The following is a 25,368-nucleotide window of genomic DNA, read 5'->3' as shown; positions in this document are numbered from 1 at the left end:
GGAGGGAGCCACTGCGGAGCATTGGCGACCGACGACAACGCGGCGAGGTGCGTGCCCCGGCGTCGCACGCCCGGCGGGAATTGTCAGACACGCCCCAGGCCTCCGGCCGCGAGGAAGCCGCGGTGGCCTCGCCGGAGCCACCGCGGTGTCCTCGCGCTTTCCCAGCGGTTGTGGGACCGGGCCCGCCGCAGCATCCTGGAGGAGCGGCCCGCCCGGACGGCGGTCCGGGCGCGGGACACACGTCCGTCCCGTACCCGATTCCGCCCCTCCCGCCCCGTCGAAGCCGTGCGCGGCGCGGGCCGTCCCGCCGGACGGGGACGCCCGGTGAACGTACTCGAACGTCCGGAACGAGAATTCGATGACCGAGAACGAAACCGCCACGGCTGCGGGTGACTTCGCCTTTTCCGAGGGACCGGTGTGGTCGGTGCAGTTCGCCCGGAGCAAGCCCGGCCTGACCAACGCCTACCTCGCCAATCTGAGGGCGCAGTGGAAGCCCCTGATGGAGGAGGCCAAGCGGCAGAAGCTGATCCGCGACTACCGCATCGTGGTCTCCCCGCCGACCGGCCGTGACGACTGGAACGTCATGATCGTGACCGAGGTCGAGAACATGGCCGCCCTGGACGGCTACAGCGAGCGGATGGCCGGCCTCTCGGCCCGGCTCGACGGGCCCGACCGGCCGTCGCACGGCTGCGCGCAGTTCCGCGAGCTGCTCGGGATGAGGCTGGCCCGGGAGGTCTTCCTGAAATGACGCACCGCAGTCGACCCGAGGCCCCGCTGACCCGAGGCCTTCCCGGCAGCGGGTTCCTCGCTTTCGAAGGATGGGAACCATGGAGCGCACCACCGAGCCGGAGGACGGCAAGAAGACCCTCGACCTGAAGCGGTCCACCGTGGCCGACCTCGACGACCCGCTGCTCACCACCCAGGGCTGGAGCCTGTGGACCTGCGACGAGACGGCGTCGGCCCCCGGGTCGCCCGAATCCCGACGGGGGCGCACCACGCGGCGCAGGCCCGAGTAGATGCCGGGGAGCCTCCCGGGAGGGTGGGGCACGGCCCTCCGAGCCGTCCCACGCGTCAGCCGCGACGACTTCCGCGCGCCGCTGCGCAAGGGGGAGCCCCGGGTCGTCCTGGACAACGTCCGGGACTGGCCGGCCCTGCGCCGCTGGGACCCGGACTACCTGCGGTCCGTCGCCGGGGAACGGGAGGTGACGGTCCGGGAGACGAACGGGCCACCGCGGAACATCTTCCAGAACCTCGCGGCCGGCGGGCGGACCTCCTTCGGCCGGTACCTCGACTGGGTGCTGGACACCGCCGACGGGCTGGAGCGGATCGCCCTGTCCTGCAGCGGCGCCGGTGAGATCACCCGGGCGGTGTGCGCCGACGGGTTCCGCTGCTCGTACTACCTCGACGCGAAGCTTCGGCAGCTGTCCGAGGACCTGCTCGACGACGCGCCGCCACCCGGCTGGTACCGACGCGGTCCGATCGACACCAACCTCTGGTGCGGCGTCCTCGGGACCTCCTCCGGGCTGCACTGCGACGTGACGCCGAACTGCAACGTCCAGGTCGTCGGACGCAAGCACTTCGTCCTCTATCCACCCTCGCAGGCCCGGCGCGTCTACCGCATCCCGCAGATCACGCACTGCCGCTTCGACCCCAACCTCCCCGACTACGAACGGTTCCCGCGGGCCCGCCGTGCCGCCGGCTGGCAGTGCACCCTGGACGCAGGCGAGTCGCTCTACATCCCGGTGGGCTGGTACCACCAGGTGACGGTGGTCTCGGCCTGGGCGCTGAACGTCAACTTCTTCTGGCCGCGCCCGCTCACCCAGGGGCTGTCGGCCCCGCCACTGTGGCCGTTCCTGCTCCGGCGCGGGTGGGCCCGGCTGCTCGACCGGAGCTGACCGGCCGTGGGCTCCGACGCGACCGGCCCCGCCCGACCCGTGCGCGGTGAGCTCGCACAGGGCGAACCGGCCTGGGCGGCCGCGGAGTTCTTCGTGCTCCGCACCCCGCTGCTGCCCCTGGAGACGCTGTTGGGCCTCGGTGAGGGACTGACCGCCGCGCGGTGCGGCGGGCACCCGGACCTGGTCGGCGCCGCCGTCCGGCGCGACCGGCTGCGGGTGCGCGCACGACTGCGGGCGCTGTACGGCCGTGCCGACGTCCGGGAGGCGCTGTCCGTCGCCTCCTCCTCGCTCACAGCGGGCCTGGACGCCTGGGAGCGCTTCCCCGACAGCCGGCGCGGCCGGAACGCCGAACACAGCCTGCTGCGCTACCTCGCCCGGATGTCCGCCAGGCCGACCCCGTTCGGGCTCTTCGCCGGCTGCTCGGTCGGCTCCGTCGACCCCGCGGCGGACGGCCCGACCGTCCTCGAACTCGGACCGTCCGCCTCCTACCGGCGCCGCACCGGCCTGGACTTCGGCTACCTCGGCGCGCTGACCGCCGACCTGCGGCGGCGGCCGGAGGTGCGACGGCACCTGGTCCACCGGCCCAACTCCAGCCTGTACCGGGCCGCCGGGCGGCTCCGGTACGTCGAGGTGCTGCGAACGGACGCGGGCCCGGCCCATCGGCTGGTCGAGGTCGAGCCCGCGCCGTGGCTCCTCGCCGCCGTCGACCGGGCGGGCCCCGGCGCCCGCCCGGACGAACTCGTCGCCGCCGTGCTCGCCGCCGAACCGGACGCGGAGCCCGGGGAAGCCCGCCGGGCCGTCGAGGGGCTGATCGAGCACCAGATCCTCGTTCCCGAGCTCGTACCACCGGTGAGCGGGCCCGAGCCGCTGGCGGACCTGCTCGCCCAGATCCGGCCGTTCGCCCGACGGGCCGGGCTCGGCCCCGTCACGGCCGCGCTGGACGCCGCCCGGCGGCAGCTCGCCATGGCGGACCGCCGGCCGCCCGGCGAGGCGTCCGGCCACTACGCCCGCGCGGCGGCGCTGCTCACCTGCCCGCCGGTCGCGGCGGAACCGGCAGACCCGGCGGACCCGGCGGAACCGGCCGGGCTGTTCCGGATCGACCTGGTGAAACCCGCCGCGCGGGCCGTGCTGGGGCGTGCGGTGGCCGCCGAGGTACTCCGGGGAGCCCGGCTCGTCCACCGCTTGGGCGGCACCCGCCCGGACCCGCAGCTCGCGCGGTTCACCGCGGCCTACCGGACCCGCTACGGCGCCCGCGAGGTACCGCTGTGCGAGGCGCTGGACCCGGAGTCCGGCCTCGGGTTCCCCGTCCGGGCCGCCCCACCGACCGCCGCCGAACCACTGCTCGCCGGCCTCGACCTCGCCGGCCAGGACGCCCCCGGTCGGCCCGTCGACGGCGAGCAGCGCTGGGACGGGCGCCACCGGCTGCTGCTGACCTGGCTGGGCGAGGCGCTGCGCACCGGCGCGAAGGAACTCTCCCTCGGCCCGGAACGGCTCGACGCGCTCACAGCCGCCGACGAGGGCCCCGTCGACCGGCCGCCGCTGCCCGACTCCTTCGGCGTCGTGGCGAGCATCCTCGCCGAGAGCCCCCAGGCGGTGGCGCGGGGGCGCTACCGGGTGCACATATCCGCCCTGGGCGGACCCTCCGGGGCGTACCTGCTGGGCCGGTTCTGCCATGACGGAGACGACCTCACCCGGTGCGTCCGGGCCCATCTCCGCGCCGAGGAGGCGCACAGACCGGACGCGGTGTTCGCGGAGATCGCCCACCTGCCCGGCGAGCGGATCGGCAACGTCCTCCGGCGGCCGCTGCTGCGCGGCCACGAGATCCCCTGCCTCGGCCGTTCCGGCGCGCCACCCGACCGGCAGATCCCGCTGACCGACCTGACCCTCACCCTCGACGGCGACCGCCTGGCGCTGCGCTCCACCCGGCTGGGGGCCGAGGTCGTCCCCCGACTGACGTCCGCCCACCACTTCGCCGCCCCCGCGAACCTCAGCCTCTACCGCTTCCTGTGCGCGCTGCAGGCCCCGCAGCAGGCACGCGGGCTGGACGCCGTCCTCGGGCCGCTGGCCGCCGCGCCGTACCTGCCGCGGGTCGTCTCCGGACGCCTGGTGCTCGCCCGGGCGCACTGGAACCTGACCGAGAGGCAGCTGGAGCGCTTCGCGGCGCCCTCCCCGGGTGAACGGTTCGTCGCGCTACAGGGGCTGCGCCGGGAGCTGGGTCTGCCGCGGTGGGTCGCCGTGGCGGAGGGCGACCGGCTGCTGCCCGTCGACCTCGAGAACACCGTCTTCCTCGACATGGCGGCCCGGCTGCTGGACGGCCGCTCCACGGCCACCCTGGCGGAGCTGTTCCTCGGCGACGAGGACGTGCTCGCCCGCGGCCCCGAGGGGCGGTTCACCCATGAGGTGGTGGTCCCCTTCGTCCGGACCGACGCGCACCCGCCCGTGCAGCCGCGGGCGCACCCGCCCGCGCGCCGGGCCGACCCGGGGCCACCGCGCGCCGCCGGAGCGCGACCGTGCGTGCGGAACTTCCCGCCCGGTTCCGAGTGGCTCTACGCCAAGCTCTACACCGGCTCGGCCGGCGCCGACGAAGCCCTGCGCCGGGTCGTCCGGCCACTCGTCCGCCGCGCCATCGCCCAGGGCGCGGCCGACAGCTGGTTCTACGTCCGCTACTCCGACCCGGACTGGCACCTCCGGGTGCGGCTGCACGGCGATCGGCGGCGCCTGGCCGCCGACGTCCTGCCCGCCCTGTACGACGCGGCGCGGCCGCTGCTCGCGGACGGCGTCGTCCGGCGCATCCAACTCGACACCTACGAACGGGAGATCGAGCGCTACGGCGGCCCGCTCGGCATCCGGCTCTCGGAACTGGTGTTCCGGCAGGACAGTGAGGCCGCGCTCCGCACCGTCGAGTCCCTCGGCCCGGAGGGCAGCACCGAGCGCGGCGCGGACGGCGGCACGGAAGGTGGTGCGGACTCCCGCTGGCGGGCCGCGCTGGTCGGCATCGACCGGCTGCTGACCGATCTCGGGCTGCCGCGGGCCGAGAAGCGCGCCCTGGTGAGCGCCGCCCGCGACCGCTTCCGCGCCGAGTTCCGGGTGGATCAGTCCGTCCGACGCGGGATCGGCGACCGATTCCGCCACGAACGCGTGACCCTGGAACGACTGTTGGCGACCCCGGGCGCGCCGGACGACACGTCCGCCGCCATCCGGTCCCTCGCGGCGGAGCTGCGCGAGGGAGTGCGGACCGGGCGGATCGGCACCCCGATCGCCGCCCTGGCGGGCAACTACGTCCACCTGCACGCCAACCGGGTACTGCGCTCCCACGCCCGGGCCCAGGAACTGCTGATCTACGACTTCCTGTCCCGCCTGTACGCGGCACCGGAAGCCGGAGCCGGAGCCCCGTCGGCCCTGCCGTCGCGGCGCAGCACCATCCCCTCGGAGCCGATCCGGTAGACCGGGGCGAACCCCGCCTCCGTCAGCACCCGGGCGAGCCTCGGATGCTGGTACAGGACGTGGACCTCCCTCGGGGACCGCTCCATGGAGGCGGTCAGCCGTCCGACGGCGGCCCGCAGCGTCTCCTCGGGGAACGGGTCGAAGAGGAAGACGGTGTCGACCCGGTCCGGCACCTCGAACCCGGCCGCGTCCGCACAGTGCACCTCGGTCCGACAGCCGCCGGCTCCGGCCCGGCGTCCGCGCAGGTTCGCCCGGGCCACGGCGCAGAGCTCCGGGGACAGCTCCACCCCGACCGCCTCCCGGAAGCCGTGCCGCGCGGCGAGCAGCAACGCCCGGCCCTTGCCGGCACCGAGGTCGAGCAGCACCCGCCGGCCGTCCGCCGGCAGCACCCGCACCAGCTCGGCGAACAGCCGGGGGCTCGCCCCCTCGTGCCGGGCCGCCACGTCGATGCCGGTCTCGGTGCCGTGGCGCAGGTCGAAGAGCAGCTCATCGGCGCCCAGCCGGACTGCCCGGCCCACCCCGAGCCGACGGCACACGGCGGGGAACGACCGGGCGACGATCCCCAGCCGGCCGATGAATGGGTGGAGGATGACCGATCAACCCCTCGGGCGAGGACGGTGTGCGGGCGCACCTCCAGGCTAACCGGGCCGGGACCGCCCCGCGCGTGAGGAGCGACCCGTGGCCGGGGGGCAGGGGGCCGGGGGCCGGCGGTTGCTGGTGGCATAGGACACCGACACGGGAACCGGAATGGCCGCTGCTGAGGTCAATTCGCTTGAAAAACAAGGGAGTTGACCTTTCGTCAGCTGTACGCTGGAGTGGACATGACGCTCTGGCCGATGTCGTGCGCCCCGGGTGGGGCCGGTCGGCTGTGGTTGCCATCGGCGCAAAGGGGGAGCTTCCTGATGGCATACGCGAAGGGTTATGACGTCTCCGACTTCCAGTCGGGCGTTCCGGGGGACGCGGATTTCGTCTTCATCAAGGCCACCGAGGGCGGCCACACCGATCAGTCGGGTTACACCGACAAGCTCGCGGACGCCCGGCGGCGGGGGCTGGTGGTCGGGCACTACCACTTCCTGCACGCGGAGAATCCGGTCGACGGCGAGGTGGAGCACTTCTGCCGGGTCGTGGGACGGGTGCCCGCGGGCGAGCTGCTGGTGCTGGACTTCGAGCCGTACGGGCAGTCGGTCGGCGACGGGGACGCGACCGCGGCGAAGAACCAGTGGCTGGCGGCGGTCAAGCAGCGCTACCCGGACCACCTGGTCGGGCTCTACACCAACCGGGACTACTGGTTCCGGACCGACGACAACGCGGGCGACTTCCTGTGGATCGCGGACTACGTGTCCGCGGGGTCGCCGCGCATCCAGGCCTCCTGGCGCTTCCACCAGTACAGCGACAACCCGATCGACGCGGACGTGTTCAACGGCTCGCCGGACGAGCTGAGGGCGTGGGCCGGCGGCGGCCAGGCCCCGGCGCCCGACCCGGCGCCGCCGGCGGCGGACCCGGTGCCGCCGGTGGCCGACTGGCCGGGGCTGCAACTGGTGGACCGCGCCCAGTGGGGGGCGCGAAACTGGCGCGAGCCCAACGGTTCGATCCCGTACGCCGGCCCGCGCGCCGGGGTGAAGGTGCACTACCTCGGCACGGCGTACAACTTCGACACCCACGACACCTGCCCGGCCTACGTACGGCGCCTCCAGGCCTCGCACATGGACGACGACCGCTGGTCGGACATCGGCTACAGCTTCGTGGTCTGCGAGCACGGCCACGTGTTCGAGGGCCGCGGACTGAACCGGCGCAACAGCGCCAACGGCGACGTCCCGCTCAACGAGGCGCACTACGCGGTCTGTGGGCTGATCGGCTCCTCCGGGTCGACCGAGCCGACCCCGGAACTGCTCAACGGCCTGCGGGACGCGATCGAGTACTGCGTCCGACAGGGCCCGGCGGGCCCGGAGATCAAGGGGCACCGGGACGGCTACTCGACCGACTGCCCCGGCCCGGCGCTGTACGCCTGGGTGACGTCGGGTGCGCCGCGCCCGTCCGGACCGACCACCCCGCCGGCCCCGGAACCCGCGCCGCAGCCGGACCCGACCCCGGCCCGGTACCAGAACGCGGTCGGCGGCCTGTCGTACGGCTACGGCGCCCACGGTCCGCAGGTCACCCTCGTCGGCGAGGCGCTGGTGGCGGCGGGCTTCGGCTCGCACTACAGCGAGGGCCCCGGCCCGGACTGGACGGACGCCGACACCCTCAACTACGCGGACTACCAGCGCAGTCTGGGCTTCTCCGGCGGGGACGCGGACGGCGTGCCCGGCGAGGCGTCGCTGCGCCGGCTGCTCGGCGGGGCGGTGCCGCTGGCCGAGGTGTCGAAGTCGAGGGTCGTCGAGGCGGCCCGCCGGGACCCGGACGCCGCGCAGGGCGCCACCACGTACCCGGACGACGTGTTCACGGTGGAGCTGGCCCTCGTCGCCGAGGGACTGCTCGACCGGCAGTGGGCCGACGGCTCCTTCGGCACCAACACCGTCGACGCCTACTCCGCCCTGCAGGGCAGGTACGGGTACAGCGGGCAGCAGGCGGACGGCATACCCGGCATCGACTCGCTGACCCGGCTCGGCCGGGAGCACGGCTTCACGGTCGTCGGCTGACACCGGCCGAGGGAGGACCATGTACCAACTCGCCCTGTCCCTGTGGCGCACGTGCGTGCCCTACATCGTCGCCTTCCTCGTGGTGCAGGCCGCCCGGCTCGGCATCCACCTGGACGACGCCTCCGTCACCTCCGCCCTGGTGACCGGGTTCGGCACGGTCTACTACGCGGCGTTCCGCTTCCTGGAGCACCGGTACGGCGCCTCCTGGGGCTGGTTCCTGGGGGCCGCCCGGCCGCCGTCCTACCAGCCGCCGACCCCGGCACCGACCTCGGTTCCGAACCCGGCACCGGCACCGGTTCCGGCCGCACCGCCAGCCGCGCCCGCACCCGTCCGGCCCGCCCCGGCGCCCGCGCCGGCCGCACCCGCACCCGCACCCACGTCGAAGGACCCGGCACCGAAGGACCCCGCACCGCACCGCCCGGACTACCGGAACCTGCCCGAAGGCGGCTGACCGAGCACGCTCCGACGCGCACAGACCACGCGCCGACCACGCGCCGAGCACACCGAGCACCACACACCGAGCACCGGTCGGGGGCCGCCGGACCGTGGAATTCCGCGGCCCCCGCACCACCCAAAATCATACAATTACCTTTCTCAGTCCAGCTCTTGACGAATAGTCAGTCGAATCTGAGACTGAGCCTGCCACCAATGCATCAGGTCCTCGCGGCCTGCCCGCGATCCGAATCCCATTCCCCGGGTCCCTTGATGCACGAAGTGAACGGAGGGGGAATTTGCCGACGACACCCACCTACCCGGGCGTCTACATCGAAGAACTTCCCAGTGGCGTCCGAACCATCACCGCGGTGAGCACCTCGGTGACCGCCTTCGTCGGGGCCACCCGGCGCGGCCCGCTGGACCAGCCCGTCACCCTCACGAGTTTCGCGGACTTCGAGCGCCGTTTCGGCGGTCTCGCGAGCCAGAGCGCGGTCGGTTACGCCGTCCAGCAGTTCTTCCTCAACGGAGGCTCGATCGCGGTCGTGGTCCGGGTCGCGGCGGCCGGCACCGGCGCCGCGGCGGGCGTCACGCTCGCCTCGACGCAGACCTCCACCGCCGCCCCGGCCCTGAAGGTCGAGGCCGTCGAGCCGGGGCTCTGGGGCGCGTCGCTGCGGGTCGCCGTGGACTACGGGACGCCGACCCCGGCCGAGACCTTCAACCTCCGGGTCTTCGACACCTCGGGCGCCGTCCGGGAGTCCTTCACGGACCTGTCCGTGCGGGACGCGAGCCCCCGGTTCGCCGAGACGGTGGTGAACGGCGGTTCGGCGGTCGTCCGGGTGAAGGTCCTGGCGGAGAGCCGGCCGGACCCGGTCGGCACCGTCTCCAAGCCCTTCGCGGCCACCCTGCCGGACCTCACCCACGAGATCCAGGTCAAGATCGGTGACGTCTCGCGGACGCTGAGGATCCACGACCCGGCCGCGGACGGCGCCGCGCCGGCCACCGTCGCCGAACTCGCCCTGCTGCTGGAGCGCAAGCTGCGCGCCCTGCCCGACGCCCCGGGCCGGCGGGCCTTCGCGGGCACCCGGGTGAGCGTGTTCGGCCGGCAGCTCCAGGTCGTCGCGGGCTCCACCGACCCGGCCGACGTGGTGCGCTTCCTCGGCGAGGCCGCCAACAACCTCGGCCTGGAGGGCTCCGTCAACCCGCCCGTCCAGGCGCTCGCCGGCGGCCAGGACGGCGGCACCCCGGGCCTGACCGACCTGATCGGCAGCGAGGCCGGCAAGACCGGCATCCAGGCCCTGCGCGACGTGCAGGACGTCAACCTGCTGGTGCTGCCGGAGCTGGCCGGCTACGCCAGCGTCGACGACGCCGTCACGGTCGTCTCGGCCGCCCAGGCGCTCTGCGCGGAGAAGCGGATGTTCCTGATCGTCGACCCGCCGCAGGCGTGGACGACCCTGGACGCCGCCCGGGCGGGCCTGTCCGCCTTCGACTCGGTGCGCAGCGACCACGCGGCGCTGTACTTCCCGCACCTGGAGCTGGTCGACCCGCTCACCGGCCGGCTGCGCAGCTTCCCGCCGTCCGGCACCGTCGCCGGCGTGATGGCGCGCACCGACGGCCAGCGGGGCGTCTGGAAGGCGCCGGCGGGCACCGAGGCCGGCCTGCCCGGGGTCCGGGCGCTGACCGTCCCGCTGACGGACCGGGAGAACGGCCTGCTGAACCCGCTCGCGGTGAACTGCCTGCGGACGTTCCCGGTGGTCGGCCCGGTGGTGTGGGGCGCCCGGACGATGGCCGGCGCCGACGCGCTGAGCTCGCAGTGGAAGTACGTCCCGGTGCGGCGGCTCGCGCTGATGCTGGAGGAGAGCCTCTACCGCGGCACCAAGTGGGTCGTGTTCGAGCCCAACGACGAGCGGCTCTGGGCGCAGATCCGGCTGAACGTGGGCGCGTTCCTGCACTCGCTGTTCCAGCAGGGCGCGTTCCAGGGGACGTCCGCGCGTTCGGCCTATTTCGTCAAGTGCGACAAGGACACCACCACGCAGGACGACGTCAATCGCGGCGTGGTGAACGTCGTCGTCGGATTCGCGCCGCTGAAACCCGCGGAATTCGTGATCGTCAAGATCGAGCAGCTCGCCGGACAGTTCGAGGTTTAGGATCTCCATGGTCGAGTTCACCGTCAATCCGCACCGGTTCGATCCGTACAAGAACTTCAAGTTCCTGGTGGTCTGGGACGGCCGGGTCGTCGCCGGAATCAGCAAGGTCAGCCCGCTCAAACGCACCACCGAAGTGGTCAAGCACCGCAGCGGGGGCGATCCGAGCGCGCCGCGGAAGTCGCCGGGCCGCACCGACTTCGAGGCGGTCACCCTGGAGCGCGGCGTCACCCACGACCCGGAGTTCGACCGCTGGGCCAACAAGGTCTGGATGGTCGGCGCGGGCCGCGGGGCGGAGGTCTCGCTCCGGGACTTCCGCAAGGACCTGGTGATCCAGGTGCTCAACGAGGCGGGGCAGGTGGCCGTCGCCCACAAGCTGTACCGCGCGTGGCCGAGCGAGTACCAGGTGCTCGGCGAACTGGACGCCAACGCCAACGCGGTGGCGATCCAGAGCCTCAAACTGGAGGTGGAGGGCTGGGAGCGGGACGAGGAGACGCCCGAGCCCGAAGAGCCGTCGTTCCAGCAGCCGGCCTGAGCGGCCGACCGATGGAACCCGCCGGGGCGGAGGCCCTGTTGGCCACCTGGGAGGCCGGTCTCGCGGCCGGCCGCACCGGGCGGGCCCTGCTGCTGCACACCGTCGCCCGGCCGGGCGTCGGGGCGGAGGAGCTGCTGGGCGTGCCGCTCGGCGAGCAGGCCGCCGAACTCTTCGGCCTGCGCGCCGAGTTGTTCGGCCAGCGGCTCGACGTACGGCTCGGCTGCCCGGACTGCGCGGAGGAGATGGAGTTCGCCTTCGACGCCGGGCAGCTGGTCGGCACGGCGCGGCCGGCCACCGGCCCGCTGCGGGTGGAGCTGGACGGCTGGCGGGTCGGCTTCCGACTGCCCACCCCCGGGGACCTCGCCGCCGCCGAACGGGCCCCCGCGGGCCGGGCCAGGGACGTCCTGCTGGAGCGGTGCGTCCTGGACGCCGAGCACGACGGGGAGCCGGTGGCCGCCCGGCAGCTCCCCGAACCCGTCCAGCGGCGGCTGGCCGAGGCCGCGGCCGCCGCCGACCCGTGCGCGGACGTCCGGCTGAACCTCCGCTGCCCCGAGTGCGACCGGCCCGCCCTCGCCGAGCTGGACATCGCCTCCTACCTCTGGGAGGAGCTCGACGACTGGGCGCGCGCGACCCTGCTCGACGTCCACGTCCTGGCCTCCGCCTACGGCTGGAGCGAGACGGAGATCCTGGCGCTCAGCCCGCTGCGGCGCCGCTACTACCTGGAGCTGTGTGCAGATGCCTGACCACTTCGACCGCCTGGTGGCGAAAGGCGATCCGGACCCGGCCCCGGCCGGGGTACGGGTGCGCCCGCGCCTGCCCGGGCCGTTCGAACGGATCGACGCGCTCGGGCCGGGCCGGCCGGCCGTCGACGAGGAGTCGGCCGCGCCGGAGCCGAGGGGCGGGCCACCCGTACCCGCCCCGCTCCCCCGGCCGGTGACGGCACCGCGCCCGGCGGCGGCCGGGCCGACGCCCCGGGCGGCCGTCCGCGATGACCGGCCGACGGCCGCGCCGGCCGTCCCGCCGCCGCGCACGCCGCTGCTGGTCGCACCGCCGATCGCCGCCGCACCGGTGACGCCGGTGCGGGCCGCCGCACCGGCCGCTCCCCCGCCCCTCGCCGCGGTGCCCGTCGGCACACCGTCCCGGGCGGCCGCGCCCGAACGGCCCGAGGGGGCTCCGGCCGCGCCGGCGCACCCGGCCCTCGCACCGGCCTCCGCACGGCGGGCCGCCGCCGCGGCCTCCCCCGGGCGGACTCCCGGGACCGCGGCCCGCGGCCGCCAGCGGCCGGCCGAGCGGGTGGTGCGGGTCCGGATCGGGCGGGTCGAGGTCCGGGCCGCCGAACGCGCCCCCGCCGCCCCGGCCGTCCCGCGCGGGACGGCGGCGGCCCGCCCGGCCCCGGCCCTCGGCCTGGACCGCTACCTCGACCGGGACCCCTCGTGACCGGGCGGGGGCGGGCCGGTGAGTAACCACCTCGCGATCGCGACCGTGAGCGAGGCGCTGCGACTGCTCATCAGCCGCTCGCTCTCGCCCGACATCCCGTTCGCGGTCGAGGTCGGCACCCGCAAGCCGCCGACCGAGCCGCCGGCCGACCCGGCCATCACCGTCTTCCTCTACCAGGTCACGCCCAACCCGGCGCTGCGCAACCGTGACGCGCCCACCCGCGCGGCGGACGGCACCGTGCTGAACCGGCCGACCGCCGCCCTCGACCTGCACTACCTGATCAGCTGCTTCGGCGAGGAGTCCCAGCTGGTCGGCCAGCGGCTGCTCGGCTGCGTGGTCCGGGCGCTCGCCGAACAGCCCGTCCTGTCACGGCAGTTGATCGAGGAGGCGGCCGCCCAGCCGTACCTGCTGGGGGCCGACCTCGCCGCCTCGCCGCAGCGGGTGCGCTTCACGCCCACGCCGATGGACCTCGAAGAGCTGTCCAAGCTGTGGAGCACCCTGCTCCAGACGCCGTACGCGCTGTCGGTGACCTACCAGGCCACCGCCGTCCTGGTGGAGGGCCGGGACGACCCGGTGGCCGGCAAGCCGGTACTGCGCCGCACCGTACGCGCCCTGCCGTCCCGCGGCCCGGTCCTCGACCGGGTGCTCTCCCGGCCGGCCGGATCCCCGGACGCCCCCGGCGAGGGGCCGGTGCCCGCGGACCGGGAGCTGGTGCTGGAGGGCTCCGGCCTGCGCGCGGACCTCGTCGTGGCCCGGCTGGGCGAGCGGCGGGTGCCCGTCCCCGCGGACGGCGTCCGGGACGACCGCCTGGTGGTCGCCGTCCCGGAGGACCTGCCGCCCGGGGTGTACCGGGTACAGGTGCTGCACGGCCTGGCGCTGGACGGCCGGCCCGCCGCCGAGCACCTCGCCGTGGAGTCCAACGCGCAGACCTTCGCCCGGCAGCCGCGGATCGTCGCGCCGATCGGCACCGCGGACCGCGCCGACGGACCGGCCGGGGTGTCCGCCCGGCTGGACGTCCGGCTGGACCTGCCGCTCCGGGACGACCAGCAGGTCCTGCTGCTGCTGGACGAGCTGCGCCCGCCCGCCGGCCGGCCCGGGGCGAGCCACCAGTTCCGCGCGCCCGCCGGGCCGCGGCCCGGCCCGTTCGAGGTCCGGGTGCCGGTCGTCGGCGTACGCCCCACGGCGTACCTGGTGCGGGTCCAGGTGGACGGCGTGCCGAGCGAGTTGACGGTGTCCGCCGACGGGACCTTCACCGGCCCCGTCGTGGACCTGGCGCACTGACCGCAGGACGGGGGAGAGATGAGCACGCGCCGAAGGCAGGGCCGCGCCGGCCCGGTGGACGAACCGCACCGGCAGTCGCTGTCGGCCGCGGTCGCCACCGTGCTCGCACGGGTCGACGCGCACGCGGCCGGCCGCACCGACGGGCCCTCCCCCGGTGCCGGAGCCACGCCGTCCACCGGTCCCGAGGCCACACCGTCCAGCGGTACCGAGCCCGCGCCCGCGCCCGCAGCCGCCGCCCGCCGGAGCGCACGCCGGACGCCCGCCACCGCCCTGGACGTGCTCACCGCCTCCTTCGGGCTCACCCCGTTCGAGCGTGACGTCCTCGTCCTCGCCGCCGCCCCCGAGGTCGACCCCACCGCCGCCGCCCGGTGCGCCGCGGCGGGCGGCGACCCGGCACGCGCCTACCCGACCTTCTCGCTCGCCCTCGCCGCCCTGGACCAGCCGCACTGGAGCGCGCTCACCCCGGTCGGCCCACTGCGCCGCTTCCGGCTCGTCGAACTCGACGACGAGACCGCGCTCACCACCACCCGGCTGCGGACCGACGAACGGGTGCTGCACTTCCTGGTCGGGGTGCCCTACCTGGACGTGCGCCTGCACGGCCTGCTCACCCCGGTCGGGCCGCCCGGCGACCTCCCCGAACCGCACGAACGGTGCGCCGCCGAACTCGCCCGGGGCTGGACCGAGACCGATCCGGCCGGCCCACCGCACGCCGAACTCACCGGCGCCGACCGCCGGACCCGCTGGGAGATCGCGGCCGCCGCCGCCCACCGCGCCGGACTCGGTCTGTACGCCGCGCACCGCGAGGACCTGCCCACCGACCCCGCCGAACGCGAGCGACTCGCCCGGCTGTGGCAGCGGGAGGCGATCCTGGTCCCCGCCGCCCTGCTGGTCGAGAACGGAGAGCCGGGCCGGGAACGCCCGCACGCCCCGAACGCCACCGAGTCCTTCCTCGCGAGCCTGGCCGTGCCCCTGGTCGTGTCCGGCGACGAACCCCCGCCGGCCGGGGCCCCGGACCGCACCCGGGTGACCGTACCCCCGCTCGGCCCCGAGGAGCAGCTGGCGATCTGGACCGCGGCCCTGGACGGCGCGCCGGGCATCACCGAAGGTGAACTCCGCGCGCTGGCAGCCCAGTTCTCGCTGCCCGGGCACGTGATCCGCTCGGCCGCGGCGACGGCCCGGCGGGCCGCCGAGGACGGCCGGGCCGTCAGCCCGCTGGCCTGGAACGCCGGACTCGTGGAGGCCCGGATGTCCCTGGACGAGCTGGGGCGCCGGGTCGAACCGCGCGCCGGCTGGGAGGACCTGGTCCTGGAGGAGCGCCAGCGCGCGACCCTGCGCGAGATCGTCGCCCACGTCCGCCGGCGCGGCACGGTCTACCAGGAGTGGGGCTTCGAGTCGGTGCTGCGCCGCGGCCTCGGCGTCACCGCGCTGTTCGCCGGCGGCTCCGGAACCGGGAAGACCCTGGCGGCCGAAGTCGTGGCCGGGCAGCTCGGCGTCGACCTGTTCGTCATCGACCTCTCCCAGGTCGTCAGCAAGTACATCGGGGAGACCGAGAAGAACCTCCGACGGGTCTTCGACGCGGCCGAACGCGGCGGCGCGCTGCTGCTGTTCGACGAGGCCGACGCGCTGTTCGGCAAACGCAGCGAGATCAAGGACAGCCACGACCGCTACGCCAACCTGGAGGTCAGCTACCTGCTGATGCGGATGGAGGCCTACCGGGGCCTGGCCGTTCTCACCACCAACATGAAGAAGGCGCTGGACCCGGCGTTCATGCGGCGGATCCGGTTCGTGGTCGACTTCCCGTTCCCCGGCATACCGGAGCGCGCCGAGATCTGGCGGCGGGTCATCCCGAAGCAGACCCCCAGCGAGGGCCTCGACCCGGAGCGGCTCGCCCAGCTCACCGTGGCCGGCGGCTCCATCCGCAACATCGCCCTCTCCGCCGCCTTCCTGGCCGCCGACGAGGACCGGCCGATGCAGATGCGGCACCTGCTGGCCGCCGCGCGCACCGAGTACCTGAAGCTGGAGCGCTCGCTGACGCCCTCGGAGGTGGGCGGATGGACCTGACCGAGCGGCCCGGGAACGGGACCGGCGGGAACGGGACCGGCGGGGCCGGGAGCGGCGGGGCCGGACGCAGCGGAGCCGGGAGCGGGAGCGCGCCCGGCTGGGCCGGGAGCGGCGGGGCCGGACCGCGGCGCCCCGGCCGGATAGAGGTGGAGATCGGCGAGCTGGTCCTCGACGGCTTCGCGCACCTCGACCACGACCGGCTGACGGCCGCGTTCCGGGCCGAGCTGACCCGCCTGGTCGAGGCGCGCGGCGTCCCCCTCGCCACCGGCGGGGACCGCGCGCTCGACCTGCTCGCCGGGCTGCCGCCGCTGCCCGCCGACGCCTCGCCCCGGCGGCTCGGCGAGGCGCTCGCCCGCGCCGTGCACGCCGGGCTGTCCGGCGGTGGCCGGCCGCGAGCGCGCGCCGGCCGGCCACCGGAGCGGAGGTGGACATGACGCGACTCGCCGCCGGCGCGAAGGACTCCGCCCCCGACGCCAGGCAGGACGCCGCCCGCCGCAGGACGCGGGTGCCGAAGGCCCGGACGCCCGAACCGAAGGAGATCGTCTCCGGCGCCGGCCAGCCGCTCGACCCGGGCGTGCGCCGGGAGCTGGAGGCGCGGCTCGGACACGACCTCAGCCGGGTCCGGGTGCACACCGACCGGGACTCCGCCACGCTGACCGAGCTGATCGGCGCGGACGCCGTCGCCGTCGGCCCGGACCTCTTCTTCGGCGAGGGCAAGTACCGCCCGGCCGCCGAGGACGGCCGACGGCTGCTCGCCCACGAGCTGCTGCACACCGTCCAGGCCCCGAACCCGCTCGGAGCCCTGCGGGCCGGCCGTGACCTGGGCGCGGTCAGCCTGCCGCAGGACCCGGTCGAACGGGAGGCCGAGCGCGGCGCGCGCGACGGCGGTCCGGCGGCGGTGACGCCGAGCGCCACCCCGGGCTGGCTGCGCTACGCGACCGTCGACGCCGACCGGTTCCGCACCGAACGGCTCGACCCGGCCACCCTGGTCGAGCGGCTGGCGGCCGGCATCCTGCGCTCGCTGCGCGGCGACCCGACCGACTCCTCCGGCCGAGTCCGTCTCCAACTAGCACGCTTCGCGCCGGAGTTGCAGGCCTCCGTACTCGACCGGCTGGCAGACCGGATGCCCTCCTCGGACCACACCCGGGTGCTGGAACTGGTCGAGGACGCCGAACACCGCCCGGCCGACGCGGACGGCGCACTGACGCCCGAACCCGTCACCGGCGCGGCCGAGCGGACCGGCGACGAACGCGAGCGCGACGACGGGCCGCAGCACGGCTCCCCGACCGATGAGCAGGACCGGCGGGCGGACGAGGAGGCCGAGCGGCCGGACGGCCCGAAGCGGCGGCGCAAGCACCGCGGGGGCCGGGATGGCGAGAACGGCGGGGACACCGACAGCACCACGGACCGGCAGGACACCGAGGACACCGAGGACACCGCGCACGGCGAGAACGACAAGGACACCAAGGACGCCAAGGACGGCAAGGGCGGAAAGGACGCCGAGGACGGAAAGGACGGCGACGGGGACCGCACCGGGCAGCGGGACGAACAGCAGGCCCCGCAGGCCCAGCAGCCGGCCGGGCAGCCCGGGGCCGAAAGGGCCGCGCCCGAGGCCGCCGCCCCGGAGGCAGCCGCGGCACCCACCGAAGCCGGCGCCACCGCGCCCGCGGCGACGGAGGAGGCCGCCGCCGTCACCGGCACGCCCGAGACCGGACAGCCCGGGCAGCCGGAGGCCGCCGTCCAGCCCTCGGCCGGCACCCGACCGCAGGAGCCCGCCGCCGCGGCGCCGCAGCCCGCGCCGGTGCGGCCCGAGCGCCTGGACGCCGTCGCGCAGGCCCCGGACAGCCCGCTCACCCGGCACGGACTCGCGGAGGACGACCACGCGCAGGACGAAAGCCGGGACGAGGAAAGGCCGTTGGGCCTGGAGCCCGACGCGGACGCCGAGGTCCGCGACGCCCCCGCCACCGACCAGGAGCGGCCGCCGGCCACCGCCGCCGACCAGGAGCTCGGGCCCACGGACTTCCTGCCCGCCACGGACCTCGACGTGTCCGCCGTCCCGACCCTCGACCAGGCCCCGCCGACGGCGGGCGCCGCGGCCGCCGAGGCACCCGCGTTCCCCGAACCGCCCGCGACCAAGGCCGAGAAGGTCCAGGAGGAACGGGAGAACCGGCCGGAGAACGACGAGGAGGCGGCGCCCGAGCCCGTCCGGCCCGCCCCGGACCGGGCCGAGGCCGCCGCACCGCCGGCCTCCCCGGAGGCCGAGGACACCGAGGACCGCGGCAGCCGCGACCTCCAGCCGGACCGGCCGGTCGAGCAGGAGGTCGGCCCCGATCCGGCCCAGGGCCGGGAACCGGCCGCCGAACCCGTCGAGGCCGCCGCCCCGGAGCCGCGGGCACCCGAGGAGGCCCCGGCCGGGGACGTCCGGCAGCCCGGACCCGCGGCCGCACCCGAGCCGAACGAACCGGACCTCCCGGAGCACGCCGGCGCCGCCACCCCCGCCACGGCCGGACCGGTCGGCGGCGAGGCCCCGGACGGCACCACCGACGGCCCGGCCGGCACGCCCGGCGTCGCACCGTCCACCGCCGGGCCCGGTCCGGCCGACGAGCAGGCCGACACACCGGCCGGGCTCGCCGACCGGCCCGCCGCGGACGCCTCCCTGGAGGCCGGCGGCGGCGCCTGCGCGGGCCCCCCGCAACCCACCACCGAGGCGGAGCCGGACACGGCCGGCGGCGGCTGCGCGGGCGGGCCCGCGGGCGCGGCCCCCGCGCGGCAGCAGGAGAAACCCGCCCCGCCCGACGTCTCCGGCCAGGACCCGCAGGCCGCCCTCGCCACCGCCGCGAGCCTGCCGCCCGATCAGATGGCCGCCACCCTGGACGGCGTGGACGGCTCGGTGGACCGTACGGTCGGCGAGCAGCACGCCCGGCTCCAGGGCGCCCCACCGGCCGTCCGGCGCCCGTCCGGGGCCCCGCGGACCAGCTCCGGCCCGCCGGAGGCCGCGCCGCCCGCCGAGGCGGTGACGGAGCGGCTGGAACGGGTCGGCCCGGAGGGCGCGGACGGCGGGCAGCAGCAGGCCGACCGGAAGAAGGTCGAGGGCCGCAACCCCGGCGACCGGGTCGCCGATCCGCACGTCGCCGACGACGCGGGCAACCAGGTCTCGGCGCAGGAGGTGCAGCAGGCCCAGGTCGCCGTCGACGGCGTACCCTCCACCGACCCTGCGCTCAACACCACCGTCGGCCGGGCACCCGCCGTCGAACTGACCGGCGAGAGCGACCCGGCGCGCACCGACCGGCAGACGGCGAAGCTCAAGGACAGCTCCACCAGGATCCTCGGCGTCGGCCGGGACGACGCCGCCAAGCCGATGGGCGAGGACCGGATCTACCCGGACGTGCCGCAGGAGACCCTCACCGCCTCCGTCCCCGGGGGCGGCGGCCGGCCGGCAGGCGCAGGCCCCGGACGCGCCGTCGACGCCGAGCCGGGCATCGGCATCGTCACCCAGCAGGAGCGCGGACCGCAGATCCAGGCCGCCGTCGGCGAGGGCCAGGGCCGGCTGGGCACCGAACAGGCGAAGCAGAAGCAGGGCGAGGCCGACGCCCGCCGGCAGAACCAGGCCGAGATCGACCAGGCGGTCGCCGACAACGCCCGGGCCCAGGCCGGGGAACGGGGCGACGCGGCGGACAAGGTCACGGCCGAACGCGAGCAGTGGCGCACCGAACAGGACCAGAAGGTCACCGGCGCGGACCAGGACGCCGACGCCGAACACAAGGACAAGACCGGCGAGATCGACAGGAAGCGCACCGGAACGGACCGGGACGTCCAGGAGCGGCAGCGGCAGGACAACCAGAAGATCCAGGACAAGCGGAAGGAGGCCGAGGAGAAGGCCCAGAAGGAGAAGGACCGCAAGAAGGAGGAGTCCGAAGGCTGGTGGGGCTGGGTCAAGTCCAAGGTCAAAGCGGCCTTCGACGCGCTGGTCGAGGCCGTCACCAAGGTCTTCGACTTCTTCCGCGGCCTGATCAACGACATCATCGACGGCTTCCGGAAGTTCGCGAACTGGGCGATCGACCAGGCCCGGAAGTTCGCCGTCGACCTGATCAACAAGCTCGCGGACGCGCTGATCAAGATCTGCGACGTCCTGCTGGCGGCCTTCCCCGAACTGCGGGACAGGTTCCGCAGGAAGATCGAGGAGTGGCGCGACAAGGCCGTCGCCAAGGTCAACGAGTGGGCCGACAAGCTCAAGAACGCCGTCAACAGACTCCTCGACGCCCTGGCCGCCGGGCTGAACGCGCTGCTGGACGCGCTGGAGGCAGGGCTCAAGGCCGCCATCGAAGCCGTCCGCAAGGCCGTCATGGACGCCATCGACTTCGTGCAGAAGGCGATCGCGGTCTTCGGCGAATTCGCGGCCCTGATCGGCGACATCGCCCCCGACCCGGGCGGGTGGCTGAAGAAGCTCGGCACCGCCGCGGTCGACGGCATCCAGCACCACCTGTGGGGCGCCGTCAAGAGCGCGGTGCGGACCTGGTTCGACGAGAAGGTCGAGTCGGTCGTCGGCCTGACCTCCACCATCGTCAACGTCCTGGTCAAGGGCTGCATCTCGATGGCCCAGATCGGGCGGATGGCCTGGCAGGCGATCGTGGCCGCACTGCCCGGAATGATCGTCTCGATCGTCGTCGAGAAGCTGGTCTCGATGATCGTGCCGGCGGCCGGCGCCATCATGACGATCATCCAGGGCCTCATGGCCGCCTGGAACACCATCAGCAAGATCATCGCGGCGATCGGGAAATTCGTCACCTTCCTCAAGGCCGTCAAAGCCGGGCCGGCCGCGTGCCTCTTCGCCGAAGCCGTCGCGGCAGGCGTGGTCGCACTGCTCGACTTCATCTCCAACTTCCTGCTCAGCAAGCTCAAAGCGGCCGGCAAAGCCGTCGGCACCAAGCTCAAGGGCATCGCCCAGAAGATCCTCAAAGGCCTCGCCAAAGCCGGCCGGGGCACCCGCAAGGCAGCCGGACGGGCCGTCAACAAGGCCCGGGACGGCCTGCGCCGGGCCACCCGGGCCCTGCGCCGACGCCCCTCCCCCACCCGCGGCCGCCCCGCGCGCACCGGCCCCGCCCGGCACACCGTCCGCAGCGCCGAGCACCGCCCGCAGACCACCACCGGACGCCCGCGCCGCGAGGTCACCCACCCCAAGGCCACCCCGCTCCGCCGCCCCACCTCGACCGTCGGCCGCGCCCTCAACCGCTCCCGCCAGACCGTCAAAGCGGTCCTCAACCGCGTCCGCGTCGCCGCCCACACCCTCGGCCGCAAACTCCGCAACAGCAAACTCGGCCGCGCCCTCACCAACGGCGCCCACCGCATCCGCGACACCTACCGCAAACAACGCGACCGCCTGCGCGACTGGCACCGGAAGCGACAGCAGCAACGCGCCGAACGCCACAAGCGGGAGAACTCCCCGGAGGCGAAGAAGCAACGTCTGGACCTGATCGTGGCCAGGATCAAGCCGCGGATCCAGCGCCTGCTGAGACGAGGACTCCTGGAGACGGTGTTCAACGCTGTGCTCCGCGCCATGCGCGCCTGGAACCGTCTGACGAGCCTCGCACCGGTCGGGGCCGAGGAATTCCAGCTCATAGCGGCGCTGAATCCCGAGCTGACCGTCACGGAAGCACACTTCGAGATGTTCGCCCTCGGGTCGGAGGACAACGCCACGAATGAGTTGCGGCGAGCGATCCAGGAAGCGTTCGGCGGTCGAAAGGCACAGCGCCTCGCCGAGGTGAAGGCCATCTGCGCCGAGGTCGTCGCGAAGCTCAGCCAGGCCGCAAAGGGAAGCAAATCGGGCAAGGGGGCCAAGGGCGCAAGGAGCGGAAAAGGGCAGAAGCCGGCCAAGACCCGGGACGACGGCCTCCCGAGCAGGATGCGTTGGCTGGAGGACAGGGCCCCCTACGGCCAGGACCCGGAATCCGCCATACTCCTCTATGATCGGGGGTCCGAACACAAGATTCCGACGATCTCCATCGGACAGTTTCGCAGGGGGAAGACCTATCGGGAGATCAGGAAAGAGGGCGGACAAAAACTGTTCCAGGACGACCGCGGAGCGGAGTTCGTACTGGATTCAGCCGGCCAGCACGTCCCTCGATTCGTGACACGGAACATAGCGAAGAAGGATCTGCCCGAGGCCAAGAACGCCAACAGCAAGAAGGGGGAAGTAGGCCTGACGGCCAGGGACCCCAAAGCACCGACCGATATTCCCGCACATGTGGTCGGAAAGAAGAACACACCCTTCATCTCTACGACGAAGAACGCGAAGCCAACCATCACCAACCCGCAGGGGGAACCCCTCGGCGGCGAGTACGGATGGGTGAGGATCGACCTCTTCTACGTCCCCAGCAAGGACATCTACGACCTGACCACGAAAAAGGGTCAGGATGAATGGGGTCTAAGCCATCCCGGGACCGACTCGACGAAACAGGCCCTCCAGGATGTCGTCCGGACCCAGGAAGTATTGATCAAGGACCGGATCCCGCCGAAAGCACTCGTCCAGTACTTTGAGCCGAAGTAAAGGAGAAAATGGCAATGCCATTTGACAGCTATCACTGGTGGGGATGCGAGCTCAACGATTCTGAGCTCAACGGGGCGCGCATCAAACTGGCATCCGGAACGGGCGACCGCCGGAGCGACCGAGACTCCTTCCGAACGCTCCTCAGAAGCGGAGACACCGTCGCCGTCGGAATCGCACTCGATCACTTCCACCACGCCGACTCGACCGGTCGATACGGCATGGAGAACCCGTTCGCCGAGGACTCCTCGGAAGTTCTGGATCGCGCCCGGAAAATCCTTGGTTCGCCCCCTGCTCCGGCCAGCAGGACCGGCGCGGAGTACGACGGCGCAGATCATGCCAGCGCTCTCCTCGCCATGCTGAACCTGGCCTGTCCCGAGGACTCGGGCCTTGTCGCCTCCGCCCTACGACAGGCCACCACCGCCAACTCCATGGAGGCCGCGGCCCTCGTCGCCGGTACGGTCCTGGAGGAGTCCGCCACTCTTGATCAGGACTTGGTCGACGCGCTCGCCGATGTCCTCTTCGACACCTCCAACTCGCCGGCGGAGCGTTTGCGAGCGCTCATGGCCTTCGCCAATGCGCACTCGACGGAAGCCGCTCGCGTCGCGGCCCGGGCCATCGAGCTTGCCGACTTCCGGCTCCAGGCGCACGCGGCACTCATCCTGGCCACACGACACCTGCCCACGCACCGTGCCCTGGTCGAGCGGGTCGTCGCGACCTGGCCGGAAGACGCCCCGTTCCCGGCTCCGACAGTGCGGGACCTTCTGCGCGCCGAGGTTCCGGAACCGGGGCAGGGGGACAGGTGACTCGATACGCGGACGTGCCCAAGCCCGTGCGGGCCGGGCTGGTGGTCGTGGACGCGCAGCGGGGGACGGCGCAGCGGGTGGTGGTGCTGCAGTTCAATCCGGAGAGTCTGGAGCGGTCGTTGGCGCCGCAGGCGGCGGGGGCGGACGGGAGTGGGGACCGGACGGAGGCGTTGCGGCTGAAGGGGCCGGCCGTGGAGACGTGGAAGTTCACGGCGGAGCTGGACGCGACGGACCAGTTGGAGGTGCCGGCGCCGAACGGGATCCATCCGCAGCTGGCCACGCTGGAGTTGCTGGTGCAGCCGGCGAGCGACCGGCTGAGGGCCAATCAGGGGCTGGCCGCGTCGGGCACGCTGGAGATCACACCGATCGAGGCGCCGCTGACCCTGTTCACCTGGGGCAGCAAGCGGATCCTGCCCGTGCGGCTGACGGAACTGACCATCACCGAAGAGGCGTTCGACACCGAGCTCAATCCGATCAGGGCCGCCGTCGCGATCGGTCTGCGGGTGCTGACCGTGACCGATCTGCCGACCGGCCACCCTGGCGCCGAGCTGTACCTCGCGCATCTGGCGCAGAAGGAGCGTCTGGTCGGCGCCGCGGCGGGCGGTCGGCTGGGGGCGCTCGGCCTGGGAGGGGGAATCCGATGACCATCGACAACGCGTTGAACGCGCTGCCCGCGGCTTCGCCGTATCCGTTGACCAGCCGGTACCACGGCGTTCCGGTCGCGTTGCACACGGAAGCGGACGGACGCCAGGTGCCCTACCTGAGGCGGCGGTTGCTGCCGAGCGCGGACGGTCTGACTCCGCTCGCCGAGCACACGGTCGGCGCCGGTGACCGCCCGGATCTGCTGGCCTACCGCTACCTGGGCAGCGCCGACCAGTGGTGGCGGATCGCCGATGCCAACCCGGTGCTCGATCCGCGGGAGTTGACGGCGACGCCGGGCCGGCGGCTGGTGGTGGCGCTGCCCGGTGCGGTGCCGGGGGTGGGGAATGCCTGATCTCGCGGCGGTGACGGGGGCCGGGCCGGTCGGGTCGATCCACTTGAGCCTGCTGATGGGCCCGCAGTTGCCGGTGCCGGTGCCGCAGCCGGTGACGGACGCGCTGCTGTCGGCGCAGGTCACGGTGGCGTCCGGGCAGCGCAGCGGGTTCCAGCTGGCCTTCGACCTGTCCAAGCAGGGGCTGATCAACACCGCGCTGCTGCCGGGCGGCTTCTTCGACCCGAAGATCAGGGTGGTGCTGACGGCGACCGTGACCGGTACGCCGACCGTGCTGATGGACGGGGTGATCATCCGCCAGGAGGTCGGTATCAGCAACCAGCCCGGGCAGTCCACGCTCACCGTGACCGGCGAGGACCTGACGGTGCTGATGGACCTGGAGGAGCAGGCGGGCGTGCCGTTCCCCGCGATGTCCCCGGCGGCCCGGGTCGCCGCGATCATCGCGAAGTACGGGCAGTACGGCATCGTCCCGCTGGTGATCCCCGAGCTGGTGCCGCAGACGCCGATGCCCACCCGGCGGATCGACTTCCAGAAGGGCACGGACCTCGGGTACGTCAACGAGCTGGCGAAGGCCAACGGGTACGTGTTCTACCTCGACCCCGGCCCCGTCCCGGGGATGAGCCGCGCCTACTGGGGGCCGGAGAACCGGCTGGGCGTCCCGCAGCACGCGCTGAACGTGAACATGGACGCGCTGTCCAACGTCGACCAGCTGACGTTCGCCTTCGACGGGACCGCCCGGGAGGAGCCGGAGGCGCGCATCCAGCTCCCGGCGACGAAGGTGTCCGCGGTCCTGCCGGTGCCGGAGGTCAGCATCCTGCGCCCGCCGCTGGCGCTGCGGCCCGCGCCGGCGCTGAAGAAGAAGGTCATCGCCGACACCGCGAAGAAGGACTCCTCGCAGGCCGTCGCCGAGACCCTCGCGAAGGCGATGGCCTCCTCGGACGCCGTCACGGGCTCCGGCCAACTGGACGTCGTGCGGTACGGGCGCGTGCTGCGGCCGCGCGAGCTGGTCGGCGTCCGCGGGGCGGGGATCACCTACGACGGCCTGTACTTCGTCAAGAGCGTGACCCACAACCTCGGGCGCGGCTCGTACACCCAGAACTTCACGCTGACCCGCGAGGGCCTGATCGCCCTCCAACCGGCCGTCGTCCCGTAGCCGCCCCGACCT

At 74.0% G+C, this 25,368-nt stretch carries 19 protein-coding genes; 18 read left to right on the top strand and 1 reads right to left on the bottom strand.

What is annotated here, in order from left to right; all coding sequences use genetic code 11:
* Positions 1 to 358 precede the first annotated feature (358 nt).
* The 4 genes from ACWD4P_RS28295 to ACWD4P_RS28280 all read left to right on the top strand — a co-directional run bounded on the left by ACWD4P_RS28295 (position 359) and on the right by ACWD4P_RS28280 (position 5,339).
* Entirely contained in the window at positions 359 to 748 is a 390-nt protein-coding gene (locus ACWD4P_RS28295) for a hypothetical protein (RefSeq protein WP_449781564.1), read from the top strand.
* 79 nt (positions 749 to 827) lie between these two features.
* Positions 828 to 1,016, top strand: coding sequence for a hypothetical protein (locus tag ACWD4P_RS28290; protein ID WP_359828758.1), 189 nt, complete (start codon positions 828 to 830; stop codon positions 1,014 to 1,016).
* Entirely contained in the window at positions 1,017 to 1,895 is an 879-nt protein-coding gene (locus ACWD4P_RS28285; RefSeq protein ID WP_449781563.1) for a cupin-like domain-containing protein, read from the top strand. It abuts the gene before it with no gap.
* A gap of 6 nt (positions 1,896 to 1,901) precedes the next feature.
* Positions 1,902 to 5,339, top strand: coding sequence for a lantibiotic dehydratase (locus tag ACWD4P_RS28280; protein WP_449781562.1), 3,438 nt, complete (start codon positions 1,902 to 1,904; stop codon positions 5,337 to 5,339).
* On the opposite strand, the gene ACWD4P_RS28275 is transcribed toward ACWD4P_RS28280, so the two are convergent.
* Positions 5,234 to 5,857 carry a class I SAM-dependent methyltransferase gene (locus ACWD4P_RS28275; protein ID WP_449781561.1) on the bottom strand — a complete coding sequence of 208 codons (624 nt, stop codon included), beginning with the start codon at positions 5,855 to 5,857 and terminating at the stop codon, positions 5,234 to 5,236. The genes ACWD4P_RS28280 and ACWD4P_RS28275 overlap by 106 nt on opposite strands.
* Positions 5,858 to 6,241: 384 nt before the next feature.
* Here ACWD4P_RS28275 and ACWD4P_RS28270 point away from each other — a divergent pair, with 384 nt between their 5' ends.
* The 14 genes from ACWD4P_RS28270 to ACWD4P_RS28205 all read left to right on the top strand — a co-directional run bounded on the left by ACWD4P_RS28270 (position 6,242) and on the right by ACWD4P_RS28205 (position 25,356).
* Positions 6,242 to 7,975: a peptidoglycan-binding protein gene (locus tag ACWD4P_RS28270; RefSeq protein WP_449781560.1), complete on the top strand. Its 1,734-nt coding sequence runs from the start codon at positions 6,242 to 6,244 to the stop codon at positions 7,973 to 7,975.
* A 19-nt stretch (positions 7,976 to 7,994) separates the two neighbouring features.
* Positions 7,995 to 8,426, top strand: a complete 432-nt coding sequence (locus ACWD4P_RS28265) for a hypothetical protein (protein WP_449781559.1) — start codon at positions 7,995 to 7,997, stop codon at positions 8,424 to 8,426.
* 280 nt (positions 8,427 to 8,706) lie between these two features.
* Positions 8,707 to 10,554, top strand: a complete 1,848-nt coding sequence (locus tag ACWD4P_RS28260; RefSeq protein ID WP_449781558.1) for a phage tail sheath family protein — start codon at positions 8,707 to 8,709, stop codon at positions 10,552 to 10,554.
* 7 nt (positions 10,555 to 10,561) lie between these two features.
* Entirely contained in the window at positions 10,562 to 11,086 is a 525-nt protein-coding gene (locus ACWD4P_RS28255) for a phage tail protein (protein ID WP_359828769.1), read from the top strand.
* Positions 11,087 to 11,124: 38 nt separating this feature from the next.
* Positions 11,125 to 11,829, top strand: a complete 705-nt coding sequence (locus ACWD4P_RS28250; protein ID WP_449781557.1) for a hypothetical protein — start codon at positions 11,125 to 11,127, stop codon at positions 11,827 to 11,829.
* Positions 11,822 to 12,523: a hypothetical protein gene (locus ACWD4P_RS28245; protein ID WP_449781556.1), complete on the top strand. Its 702-nt coding sequence runs from the start codon at positions 11,822 to 11,824 to the stop codon at positions 12,521 to 12,523. Before ACWD4P_RS28250 ends, ACWD4P_RS28245 begins: the two co-directional genes overlap by 8 nt.
* Before the next feature lie 18 nt (positions 12,524 to 12,541).
* On the top strand, positions 12,542 to 13,804 hold the full coding sequence (locus tag ACWD4P_RS28240; RefSeq protein WP_449781555.1) for a DUF4255 domain-containing protein: 1,263 nt from the start codon (positions 12,542 to 12,544) through the stop codon (positions 13,802 to 13,804).
* Between the two features lie 18 nt (positions 13,805 to 13,822).
* The gene (locus ACWD4P_RS28235) at positions 13,823 to 15,865 is read left to right on the top strand and encodes an ATP-binding protein (protein WP_449781554.1); all 2,043 of its coding nucleotides are present in this window, start codon (positions 13,823 to 13,825) and stop codon (positions 15,863 to 15,865) included.
* Positions 15,856 to 16,299 (top strand): hypothetical protein, encoded by a 444-nt coding sequence (locus ACWD4P_RS28230; RefSeq protein WP_449781553.1) that lies wholly within the window; start codon positions 15,856 to 15,858, stop codon positions 16,297 to 16,299. Before ACWD4P_RS28235 ends, ACWD4P_RS28230 begins: the two co-directional genes overlap by 10 nt.
* A complete protein-coding gene (locus ACWD4P_RS28225; protein ID WP_449781552.1) occupies positions 16,296 to 22,409 on the top strand; it encodes an eCIS core domain-containing protein in 6,114 nt (2,037 codons plus the stop codon). The genes ACWD4P_RS28230 and ACWD4P_RS28225 overlap by 4 nt, the downstream gene beginning before the upstream one ends.
* A 14-nt stretch (positions 22,410 to 22,423) precedes the next feature.
* Positions 22,424 to 23,212 carry a hypothetical protein gene (locus ACWD4P_RS28220; protein ID WP_449781551.1) on the top strand — a complete coding sequence of 263 codons (789 nt, stop codon included), beginning with the start codon at positions 22,424 to 22,426 and terminating at the stop codon, positions 23,210 to 23,212.
* Positions 23,209 to 23,856 (top strand): CIS tube protein, encoded by a 648-nt coding sequence (locus ACWD4P_RS28215; protein WP_449781550.1) that lies wholly within the window; start codon positions 23,209 to 23,211, stop codon positions 23,854 to 23,856. The genes ACWD4P_RS28220 and ACWD4P_RS28215 overlap by 4 nt, the downstream gene beginning before the upstream one ends.
* Positions 23,853 to 24,206, top strand: a complete 354-nt coding sequence (locus ACWD4P_RS28210; RefSeq protein WP_449781549.1) for a hypothetical protein — start codon at positions 23,853 to 23,855, stop codon at positions 24,204 to 24,206. Before ACWD4P_RS28215 ends, ACWD4P_RS28210 begins: the two co-directional genes overlap by 4 nt.
* On the top strand, positions 24,199 to 25,356 hold the full coding sequence (locus ACWD4P_RS28205) for a hypothetical protein (protein WP_449781548.1): 1,158 nt from the start codon (positions 24,199 to 24,201) through the stop codon (positions 25,354 to 25,356). Before ACWD4P_RS28210 ends, ACWD4P_RS28205 begins: the two co-directional genes overlap by 8 nt.
* Positions 25,357 to 25,368: the final 12 nt, after the last annotated feature.

Source organism: Kitasatospora sp. NPDC002543 (assembly GCF_053594915.1).
The sequence above is the reverse complement of the archived record's forward strand: the minus strand, read 5'-3'. Positions and strand labels throughout refer to the sequence as shown.

Excerpts from the sequence above, each read along its gene's own strand:
- ACWD4P_RS28255 (WP_359828769.1), top strand. The coding sequence starts at position 10,562 with ATGGTCGAGTTCACCGTCAATCCGCACCGGTTCGATCCGTACAAGAAC.
- ACWD4P_RS28210 (WP_449781549.1), top strand. The coding sequence starts at position 23,853 with ATGACCATCGACAACGCGTTGAACGCGCTGCCCGCGGCTTCGCCGTAT.
- ACWD4P_RS28270 (WP_449781560.1), top strand. The coding sequence starts at position 6,242 with ATGGCATACGCGAAGGGTTATGACGTCTCCGACTTCCAGTCGGGCGTT.
- ACWD4P_RS28220 (WP_449781551.1), top strand. The coding sequence starts at position 22,424 with ATGCCATTTGACAGCTATCACTGGTGGGGATGCGAGCTCAACGATTCT.
- ACWD4P_RS28230 (WP_449781553.1), top strand. The coding sequence starts at position 15,856 with ATGGACCTGACCGAGCGGCCCGGGAACGGGACCGGCGGGAACGGGACC.
- ACWD4P_RS28290 (WP_359828758.1), top strand. The coding sequence starts at position 828 with ATGGAGCGCACCACCGAGCCGGAGGACGGCAAGAAGACCCTCGACCTG.
- ACWD4P_RS28285 (WP_449781563.1), top strand. The coding sequence starts at position 1,017 with ATGCCGGGGAGCCTCCCGGGAGGGTGGGGCACGGCCCTCCGAGCCGTC.
- ACWD4P_RS28235 (WP_449781554.1), top strand. The coding sequence starts at position 13,823 with ATGAGCACGCGCCGAAGGCAGGGCCGCGCCGGCCCGGTGGACGAACCG.
- ACWD4P_RS28225 (WP_449781552.1), top strand. The coding sequence starts at position 16,296 with ATGACGCGACTCGCCGCCGGCGCGAAGGACTCCGCCCCCGACGCCAGG.
- ACWD4P_RS28205 (WP_449781548.1), top strand. The coding sequence starts at position 24,199 with ATGCCTGATCTCGCGGCGGTGACGGGGGCCGGGCCGGTCGGGTCGATC.
- ACWD4P_RS28265 (WP_449781559.1), top strand. The coding sequence starts at position 7,995 with ATGTACCAACTCGCCCTGTCCCTGTGGCGCACGTGCGTGCCCTACATC.
- ACWD4P_RS28245 (WP_449781556.1), top strand. The coding sequence starts at position 11,822 with ATGCCTGACCACTTCGACCGCCTGGTGGCGAAAGGCGATCCGGACCCG.
- ACWD4P_RS28295 (WP_449781564.1), top strand. The coding sequence starts at position 359 with ATGACCGAGAACGAAACCGCCACGGCTGCGGGTGACTTCGCCTTTTCC.